Source organism: Labilibaculum filiforme, assembly GCF_002843315.1.
GTDB lineage: Bacteria > Bacteroidota > Bacteroidia > Bacteroidales > Marinifilaceae > Labilibaculum > Labilibaculum filiforme.
This window is the reverse complement of sequence record NZ_MVDD01000053.1, coordinates 1-1,357: the sequence shown is the minus strand read 5'-3', so window position 1 is coordinate 1,357 and position 1,357 is coordinate 1. Positions and strand designations below refer to the sequence as shown.

Below are 1,357 nucleotides of genomic sequence, written 5' to 3'. Positions count from 1 at the left end.
TCATCGCATGAATTACATGCCCGTTCGATTAAGGTGCTTTTTTTTCATAATACGAATTTTAAATTAAATACTATCTAAAGGTAAGTAAATGGGTTCTTTAGCTACCTTTAGGTTTCGTTCAACAATGTATAAAAATAATAGCCTAAATAGTAGTACATTCGAGGGTTGTAGCCCGCTTCAATTTTCGTGTAATTTGACAGGAAAGTGCAACGCAGTCGGCTACAATCTTTATACGAAACGTTGTGGGTAATTAAATGAGACTAACTGCAAACATAAAGCAACCTGATTCGGAGGTAAAAAGATTAATGATTTACGACTCTGAAGATGGTGTGTATCTATTTGGATACGATAAAGAAACTGATTCAAATGCAATTTGGGACAGCTGGTTTGAGAAAGTTGAGTATGCAATTGTAGCTTCCCTAGAATATGGCATTGACCAAACTGATTGGAAAGAAATTCCAGATCCTTTGGAAAATTGCCAACACGATTGGATAGCACCTGTAAGAGTAAAAGGACGAGAGATTGGCAAACCTGAGTGGGGAAAACTTGAGAAATTAGTAAATGGCAAATGGATTGATTTATGATAACTCTTTGAAAACTGATGAAAAATAAAGACCCTAAAGAAATACAGGAAGTTAGAGACTATCAGAGAAAGTTTCTAAGTAAAACTAGAATTATAATTGGCATTTTGATTCTCTTTATTGGTCTATCAGTTAGTCTAGTAAAACGGACTTCATTGACCCTACTTAGGATTAAGTGCTTTGAGATTTCAGGCTTTGAGACAACACTAGGTAAATCGGATTCCATATTGATTACAAAATCAATGATAAACAGTGCATTAAATGTTAACTCTATTGATAAAAACAAATTTGACCAAGGATATATACCTTATTTGTATGGTGATTATTATCCATTATTTTCAACTGACTATTCGATTAAAGAACCAATGTTCTTGACAAATTACTTTTCAAAAGGTGATATAGGATTTATTAAAAAAAAGAGAAATTCAGATACTGCAACTGTTGAGATATTCAGACACTCTTTCGATTTTTTTAGACCTCAAAAAGTTGAAGTAGATTTATCCCAGCTCGATTCAATTGAAGATTATGAAATTAAATATTTCCCTGATAGACTTATTGTAATTAATAATATCGATACTATAAAACTAATAAGTGTTGAGGAATTTAATACGAGGATAAAGAAGCTAAATGATGAATACTAACTACCCACAACAACTAAGCGTTCGTGTGGCAGGAACTGCCCAGCATGAACGGTGGGTTGACGTAACCGATGACATTATTGCTACTTTATGGGGAATGGTGTAAGTGAAAACCTTTTTAGAAATGGAATTTAATAT

General features: G+C 33.1%; 2 protein-coding genes. Both read left to right on the top strand.

The window, feature by feature from the left end:
- Positions 1 to 254: 254 nt before the first annotated feature.
- Positions 255 to 584: a hypothetical protein gene (locus BZG02_RS20660; RefSeq protein ID WP_101263642.1), complete on the top strand. Its 330-nt coding sequence runs from the start codon at positions 255 to 257 to the stop codon at positions 582 to 584.
- Between the two features lie 17 nt (positions 585 to 601).
- Positions 602 to 1,222 carry a hypothetical protein gene (locus tag BZG02_RS20655; protein WP_101263641.1) on the top strand — a complete coding sequence of 207 codons (621 nt, stop codon included), beginning with the start codon at positions 602 to 604 and terminating at the stop codon, positions 1,220 to 1,222.
- Positions 1,223 to 1,357 lie beyond the last annotated feature (135 nt).